Origin of the sequence: Mycobacterium sp. 1165178.9, from assembly GCF_001673555.1 — a bacterium.
Taxonomy (GTDB): domain Bacteria; phylum Actinomycetota; class Actinomycetes; order Mycobacteriales; family Mycobacteriaceae; genus Mycobacterium.
Window position 1 is genome coordinate 1 of record NZ_LZMB01000521.1, and the last position, 7,349, is coordinate 7,349.

The following is a 7,349-nucleotide window of genomic DNA, read 5'->3' on the forward strand; positions in this document are numbered from 1 at the left end:
TACAGCGACTCGGCGTTACGCGCCAGCATCAGCGCACCGCTCTTTGTTGCTGCTGCTGTTTGGGCTTATCGCGCGGGGGCTGGTCGGTGGGCTGCGGCTGCTGAGACGTCGGAGACGTCAGCCGCGGCGAGTCTTCCAGCGGATCCGGCATCGAGGTGGGCAACGAGCGCACCACCTCCGCCGCCTCGAGCTCGTGGTCACCGGCCGCCGCCCGCGACGCCAACACCCAGGTGTCCTTCGAGCCGCCGCCCTGGCTGGAGTTGACCACCCGCGACCCCTCGACCAGGGCTACCCGGCTCAGCCCGCCGGGCAGCACCCACACGTCGTTGCCGTCGTTGACGGCGAACGGTCGCAGATCCACGTAGCGGGGCGCCAGGGTGTTGCCGATCTGCGTCGGGACCGTCGACAGCTCCATCATCGGCTGCGCGATCCAGCTCCGGGGATCGTCGCGCACCTTCTTGGCGACGGCCGCCAGCTCCTTCTCCGAGGCCTCCGGACCGAATACGATGCCGTAGCCCCCGGATCCCTCGACCGGCTTGAGAACCAATTCGTCGATGCGGTCCAGCACCTCTTCACGCTCGTCATCGAGCCAGCAGCGCAACGTCTCCACGTTGGCCAGCAGGGGTTTTTCGCCCAGGTAGTACTCGATCATCGTAGGGACGTAGGTGTAGACGAGTTTATCGTCGCCGACGCCGTTGCCGATCGCGCTGGAGATTGAGACATTGCCGGCGCGGGCAGCGTTGACCAAACCTGCCACTCCCAGCACCGAGTCAGCGCGGAACTGCAGCGGGTCCAGGAACGTGTCGTCGATGCGCCGATAGATGACGTCGACCTGACGCTCGCCCTCGGTGGTGCGCATGTACACCTGATTGTCGCGGCAGAACAGGTCGCGCCCTTCGACCAGCTCGACACCCATCTGGCGGGCCAGCAGTGAATGCTCGAAATAGGCCGAGTTGTAGACGCCCGGGGTGAGCACCACCACCGTCGGGTCCGCCTCGTTGGTGGCCGCGGAGTTGCGCAGCGCCCGCAACAGGTGCGACGCGTAGTCGTCGACCGGGCGCACCCGGTGGGTGGCGAACAGGTTGGGGAAGACGCGCGCCATGGTGCGCCGGTTCTCCATGACGTAAGACACGCCCGACGGCGAGCGCAGGTTGTCCTCGAGAACCCGCCAAACGCCCTTGTCGTCGCGGATCAGATCGATGCCCGCGACATGGATTCGCACGCCGTTGGGCGGGTCGATGCCCATCGCCTGGCGATGGAAATGTTCGCAGGAGGTGATCAGCCGGCGTGGGATGACGCCGTCGTTCAGTATTTCCTGGTCGCCGTAGATGTCATCGAGGTACATCTCGAGCGCCTTGACCCGCTGGGTGATGCCGCGCTCCAGGCGCGTCCACTCGGCGGCCGAAATAACCCGCGGCACCAGGTCCAGCGGAAATGGCCGCTCCTGGCCCGATAACGAGAAGGTGATCCCCTGGTCGAGGAAGGCGCGCGACAGGGCTTCCGCGCGAGCCTTCAGCTCCGAGGCGTCCGACGGCGCAAGCTCGGCGTAGATACCCCGGTAAGGGCCGCGCACGGCGCCCTGAGCGTCGAACATCTCGTCGAACGCCATCTCGTAGGCATCCGATGACCCGTCGTATCCGCCGAAAATGCGCTCAGAACGGGCAGCGCGAAAACCCCGCTTGGTCTCGTCAAGCTGGCTCGTAAGACTCACTGTTCAGATGCTGCCTCAAATCGACGTTCTGGCAGCCCACGTGTTCCCGTTTTGGGAGAAAACGTAACTCACTGATAACCTGGGCAATCGCTGTGGTGATATCCGGCGCCCCACAAAAACGTCTAATCGAAGAAGGAACTCCAGCGTGGCCAACATCAAGTCGCAGCAGAAGCGCAACAAGACGAACGAGCGCGCTCGCCTGCGCAACAAGTCGGTCAAGTCGTCGCTGCGTACCGCTGTCCGCGCGTTCCGCGAGGCCGCCGGCGCCGGCGATAAAGAGAAGGCCGCCGAGTTGCTGGTGTCGACCAACCGCAAGCTGGACAAGGCGGCCAGCAAGGGCGTGATCCACAAGAACCAGGCCGCGAACAAGAAGTCGGCGCTGGCGCAGGCCCTCAACAAGATCTAAGGCTCGACCGGCCGCCGACGGCCGCCCCCTCTAGTGGCCGCGCTGGGCGGCTAGTTCGGCGACCTGTCTGACCGCGGATTCCAGGGCGTAGTTCGCGTCCACCACCGCTCCCTTGACGTTCGCGTTGAGCGCCGCCACCACCTTCATCGCCGACGCCACCGAGTCACGCGACCAACGCCGGGCCTGTTTCTGGGCCTTCTGCACCCGCCAGGGCGGCATCGCGAGCTGGGACGCTAGCCGGTAGGGATCACCCGACAGGGGGCCGACCCGGCCGATCGTGTGGATCGCCTCGGCCAGCGCATCGGCCAGCACCACGAGTGGCTCCCCCCGCATCATCGCCCACCGCAACGCCTCGGCGGCTCCCTCGATGTCACCGGCCACCGCCTTGTCGGCGATGTCGAAGCCCTTCACCTCCGCCTTGCCGCTGTGATAGCGGCGCACCGCGGCGGCGTCGACCACCCCGCCGGTGTCGGCCACCAATTGGGAGCAGGCAGAAGCCAACTCCCGCAGATCGGAACCGACCGAATCCAGCATCGCCGTCACCGTGTCCTCGTCGGCCTTGACCCGCAGGCCGCGAAATTCCTTGCGGACGAAGTCGATCCGTTCGCTGAGTTTGGTTATCCGCGCGCACGCATGCACCTCGGCGCCCAGGGACTGCAGCTCGGTGGCCAGCGCCTTGGCTCGCCCGCCACCCGAGTGCACTACGACCAGCACGACACCCGTCGGCATATCACTCGCGGCCGAAACGATCACCGCCGCAGCGTCTTTGCCGGCTTCGCCGGCGGCCTCGAGCACGACGATGCGCTCGTCGGCGAACAGTGACGGACTCAGCAGCTCGGCGAGCTCATATGTGCTGACGTCGCCCGCCCGCATGCGGTTGACCGGAACGTCGTCGGTGCCGGCCCGCTGCCGCGCCGCGCGCAGCACGTCGGCTACCGCCCGCTCGACCAGCAGTTCCTCGTCTCCCAGGACCAGGTGCAACGGCGAAACCTCGCTCACCCCACGATGGTGTCACGCCCCACCGACTACGTCGCCCCGGGATTCAGCAGCTCCTACCCCAACCCGGCCAGTGCCCAGGCCAGCCCGGCCAGCGCCGCCACTCCCCCCGCGACGCGGAATGGCCGCCATCGCCACAACACCACCGCCAGCACCGTGACACCGCCGACGATCAGCGTGCCGGGCAAACCCTGCGGGACCGGCAGGGTCGCGCAGGGGATGTTGGCGGCCCAGCGGGCCACACCGTCCACCCACCACAACTCGGGACCCGTGAACCGGATCAGCAGTCGCGCGGCGCCCGGCCATATCCCGCAGAGCGCGGCCGCCGCGGTGCCTAACACCGTGATCGGCGCGATGACGGCGGCCACGACGAGGTTGGCGAGCGCGGCAACCACACTGAATCGGCCCGATATCGCCGCGACCACGGGCGCGGTCACCACCTGTGCGGCCCAGGCGACGGCCAGCGCGTCGGCCAGCGGCTTGGGCCAACCCTTTCCAACCAGGCGCCGCGACCAGATCGGCGCGACGACGATCAGCGCGGCAGTGGCGAGTACCGACAGCGCGAACCCGACGTCGACGGCCAGCGCGGGGGCCAGAGCAAGCAGCACCAGCACCGTGGCGGCCAGGGCCGGAATGGCTTGGCGCCGCCGCGAAGACAACACTCCCGCCAGCGCGATGGCACTCATCACCGCCGCCCGCAAGACGCTCGCCGTCGGCTGCACGATGATGACGAAGGCCACCAGCGCCAGCGCGGCAAGTGCGACGGCGGCCCGGGGACCGATAAACCGCGCCGAGAACAGCACGGCGGCACACACGATCATCACGTTGGCACCCGACACGGCCATCAGATGCGTCATGCCGGCCGCGCGAAAGTCGCGGCTGACATCGCTCGGCACCGCCGAGGTGTCGCCTAACACCAGCGCGGGCAGCATCGCCGCCTGCTCGCCGGGCAGTGCGTCGCGGGCGGCCGCGGCGAACCGGCCGCGCACCCCGTGCGCGACCCGCTGCACTGCGCTTGCGGTGCCCATGGTCGGCCGTCCCGACGCGTTGAGCACCGCGACCGTCAGGTCGCGACGCATCGGCCGAGTGATGCGCGCGGTGAATTGCACCGGCTGCCCCACCATCACGGCGCCGAAGTCCGAGGCGCGCGCGAAAACGACGACCCGCCCGGATGTTTGGGCGGCGCGCAAGCGTTGCAGGGTGGCCCGAAACATCAACCGGCTGCTGCCCAGCGACACCGTGCTCTCGGTGGGGGTCACTGTGACCGGAGCGCTGCTGCCGAAGGCCGCGGTGATCGGGTGGTGAACGACAGCGTCGGTACGGAGCGCGATGGCGAAGCCGTACCCCGCCCCCACCACACCGACCGCCGCGATGCCGGCGCCGATCGATCGGAGCCGCGTGTTCCGGCCGGGCCGGTGCGCCGCACGCCACGCCAGCGCACCGCACGCGGCAATCAGCCCGAGGCAGCACCAGGCGAGGATCAGGCCGGCCTGCCACCAGATCCCGCCGGCGGTCACCACCCAACAGATCAACGCGGCCGGCACCAGGCGCACATCGACATGACCGAAAGGCGATTCACCGGCCCGCGTTGAACCACCGAAGTCAGACACAGACCAGGGTGCGCAGCTTCTCCAACCGCGCCGGCCCGATGCCCTCAACCTCGGCGAGTTGGTCGACGCTGGTGAATTTGCCGTTGGATTGCCGCCACGCCACGATAGCGGCGGCGGTGACCGGTCCGACGCCGGGCAGAGCATCGAGTTCCTGAACGGTCGCGGTGTTGAGGTCGACGGCCTGGCCGGGCTTCGGCTTGACCGATCCCGGCGCCGAGGGTAGCGCCTTCGATGTGGGTGTCGTTCCGGTGGCCACCGAGCTGCCCAGCGCCGTCGGCTGCCCGGGGACCGGGGCGAGACCGACCACGATCTGCTCGCCATCGCCGAGCGGCCGGGCCATGTTCAATCCGATGGTGTCCGCGCCGTCCACCGCGCCACCGGCGGCCGACAGCGCATCGGCAATGCGCGCGCCCGGCGCCAAGGTCACCAGACCCGGCGTGTGCACCAGGCCGACGACGCTGACCACCACCGGGCGCTCGGGACTCGGCGGCTGTGCGGCACCCGGGGTCGCCGATGACCTGGGTCCGGCCGTCGACACCTTCTCCACCGGTGGCAGCTTGGCCGACATTACCGGCGCCGGCCGGTCGCGCAGCAACGTGAACACCGTGACCAGCACCGCCAGCGCCGCCACGATCGCCAACCCGATGGCGCCGGCGCGGCCGGGGTCGGCACGCACCCTGGCCACCCAGCCGCGGTCTTGCGACGCGTCGGGAAGCCACCGCGGCAGCAGGGAATTCTGGTCGTCGTCCCGGGTGTCTTCAGCCGAGTCCGGGGATGCGTCCTCGGGCTCCGAGGGCGCCTCGGTGTCCGGTTCCGCATTGAGCCGTCGCTGCAGGCGCTCCGCCGGAAGTTCTATTCGCATGGGCCGACGGTATGTCCGCGCACCGCCGCCACGGCACAGCTCGACGACGCCGCGGGCCGATCTGTGGATTAATCCGAGGCTGTGTACGGGCCCCGCGAGGGATGGGTCAAGATGGAAGCCGAGCGAACGACCGGCATCGCCAGAAAACAGCTCTGGGCGCTGTGTCGTCACGGTCACCGGAGAAACGACAGGAGGCTGCCATGCAACTGGCGCTCACACCCGAGGAAACCGCGTTCCGCGACGAACTCCGCAACATCTACACGACCAAAATTCCCGAGGAGCTGCGCGAGCGGGTGCGTCAGGGCTCGGCGGAAGTCAACCACGAGCACATCATCACCAGCCACAAGATCCTGCACGAGCACGGGTTGGCGGTACCGAGCTGGCCGGTCGAGTGGGGCGGTAAGGACTGGACGCCGACCCAGCATCAGATCTGGGCCGATGAGATGCAGCTGGCGTGCGTCCCCGAGCCGTTGAACTTCAACACCAAAATGGTGGGGCCGGTGATCGCCGAATTCGGTTCGGAGGAAGTCAAACAACGCTTTCTGCCCCCCACGGCCAGCCTCGACATCTGGTGGTGCCAGGGCTTCTCGGAGCCCGAGGCCGGCTCCGACCTGGCGTCCCTGCGCACGACCGCGGTCCGCGACGGCGACAACTACGTTGTCAACGGCCAGAAGACGTGGACCACGCTCGGCCAGTACGCGGACTGGATCTTCTGCCTGGTCCGCACCGACCCGCAGGCGCCCAAGCGGCAGGCCGGCATTTCGTTCCTGCTGTTCGAAATGGATACGCCGGGCGTCACCCTGCGGCCCATCAAGACGATCGACGGCGGACACGAGGTCAACGAGATCTTCTTCGAGGACGTCCGGGTGCCCGCCAATCAGCTTGTCGGAGAAGAGAATCAGGGCTGGACGTACGCGAAGTTCCTGCTGGGCAACGAGCGCACCGGCATCGCCGGTGTGGGGCGGACCAAGGTGCGCCTCGCCGAGGTGAAGAAGCACGCCGAGGCTACCGGGCTGCTCAACGACCCGCTGTTCGCGGCGAAGCTGGCGGAGGCCGAAAACGAGCTGCTGGCACTGGAACTCACGCAGTCACGAGTGGTGACCGACTCCGCGGACGGGCAGCCCAACCCGGCGTCGTCGGTGCTCAAGCTGCGCGGCAGCCAACTGCAACAGACCGCCACCGAACTGCTCGTCGAGGTGGCCGGGCCGGATGCGCTGCCGGCCAACGGCGAAGACATTTCATCGCCGTCCTGGGCGCAACACAGTGCGCCGCACTACCTCAACTACCGCAAGACGTCGATCTACGGCGGTAGCAGCGAGGTGCAGCGCAACATCATCGCGTCGACGATTCTGGGATTGTGAGGCAACCGTGGACTTTCAGTTGAGCGACGAGCAAGCCCTGCTCCGCGACACCACCCGCGACCTGTTGTCGCGCACCTATGACCCGGAAAGCCGCAACAAGATCATCGGCTCCGATCTCGGCTGGAGCCGCGAGGTCTGGAATCAGCTCGCCGACACTGGGATTCTGGGTCTCGGCTTCGAGCCGGAGGAGTCCGGCCAGATCGAGATCATGGTGGTGCTTCACGAGGTCGGGCGCCGGTTGGCCCCCGAACCGGTGCTGCACGCCGCGCTGGGGCCCGGTGCGCTGATCACCGAGCTGGGCAGCGCTGAGCAGAAGCAACTGCTCGACGAGGTCGCGGGCGGACAGCGGCTGCTGGCCTTCGCCCCCCTCGACCGGCCAGCGCAAGCCTTCCGCCGAGAGACG

At 68.1% G+C, this 7,349-nt stretch carries 6 protein-coding genes and 1 pseudogene; 3 read left to right on the forward strand and 4 right to left on the reverse strand.

Features of this window, described 5'->3' with window-relative positions:
- Positions 1-28: 28 nt before the first annotated feature.
- Positions 29-1,711: a circularly permuted type 2 ATP-grasp protein gene (locus A5652_RS22285; protein ID WP_067356886.1), complete on the reverse strand. Its 1,683-nt coding sequence runs from the start codon at positions 1,709-1,711 to the stop codon at positions 29-31.
- Between the two features lie 145 nt (positions 1,712-1,856).
- On the opposite strand from A5652_RS22285, the gene rpsT reads away from it, so the two are divergent.
- Positions 1,857-2,117 carry a 30S ribosomal protein S20 gene (gene rpsT / locus A5652_RS22290; RefSeq protein WP_067129107.1) on the forward strand — a complete coding sequence of 87 codons (261 nt, stop codon included), beginning with the start codon at positions 1,857-1,859 and terminating at the stop codon, positions 2,115-2,117.
- Positions 2,118-2,147: 30 nt separating this feature from the next.
- Here rpsT and holA read toward each other — a convergent pair whose 3' ends face one another.
- The 3 genes from holA to A5652_RS22305 are packed head-to-tail and all read right to left on the reverse strand — an operon-like array spanning position 2,148 to position 5,585.
- Positions 2,148-3,116: a DNA polymerase III subunit delta gene (gene holA / locus A5652_RS22295; RefSeq protein ID WP_067356889.1), complete on the reverse strand. Its 969-nt coding sequence runs from the start codon at positions 3,114-3,116 to the stop codon at positions 2,148-2,150.
- Positions 3,117-3,169: 53 nt separating this feature from the next.
- Positions 3,170-4,666, reverse strand: a complete 1,497-nt coding sequence (locus A5652_RS22300; protein WP_067356898.1) for a ComEC/Rec2 family competence protein — start codon at positions 4,664-4,666, stop codon at positions 3,170-3,172.
- Between the two features lie 49 nt (positions 4,667-4,715).
- Positions 4,716-5,585 (reverse strand): ComEA family DNA-binding protein, encoded by an 870-nt coding sequence (locus tag A5652_RS22305; RefSeq protein ID WP_067356893.1) that lies wholly within the window; start codon positions 5,583-5,585, stop codon positions 4,716-4,718.
- A 200-nt stretch (positions 5,586-5,785) separates the two neighbouring features.
- Here A5652_RS22305 and A5652_RS22310 point away from each other — a divergent pair, with 200 nt between their 5' ends.
- The gene (locus A5652_RS22310; protein WP_067356895.1) at positions 5,786-6,946 is read left to right on the forward strand and encodes an acyl-CoA dehydrogenase family protein; all 1,161 of its coding nucleotides are present in this window, start codon (positions 5,786-5,788) and stop codon (positions 6,944-6,946) included.
- Between the two features lie 7 nt (positions 6,947-6,953).
- Positions 6,954-7,349, forward strand: a pseudogene (locus A5652_RS22315) (acyl-CoA dehydrogenase family protein); the annotation flags it as partial.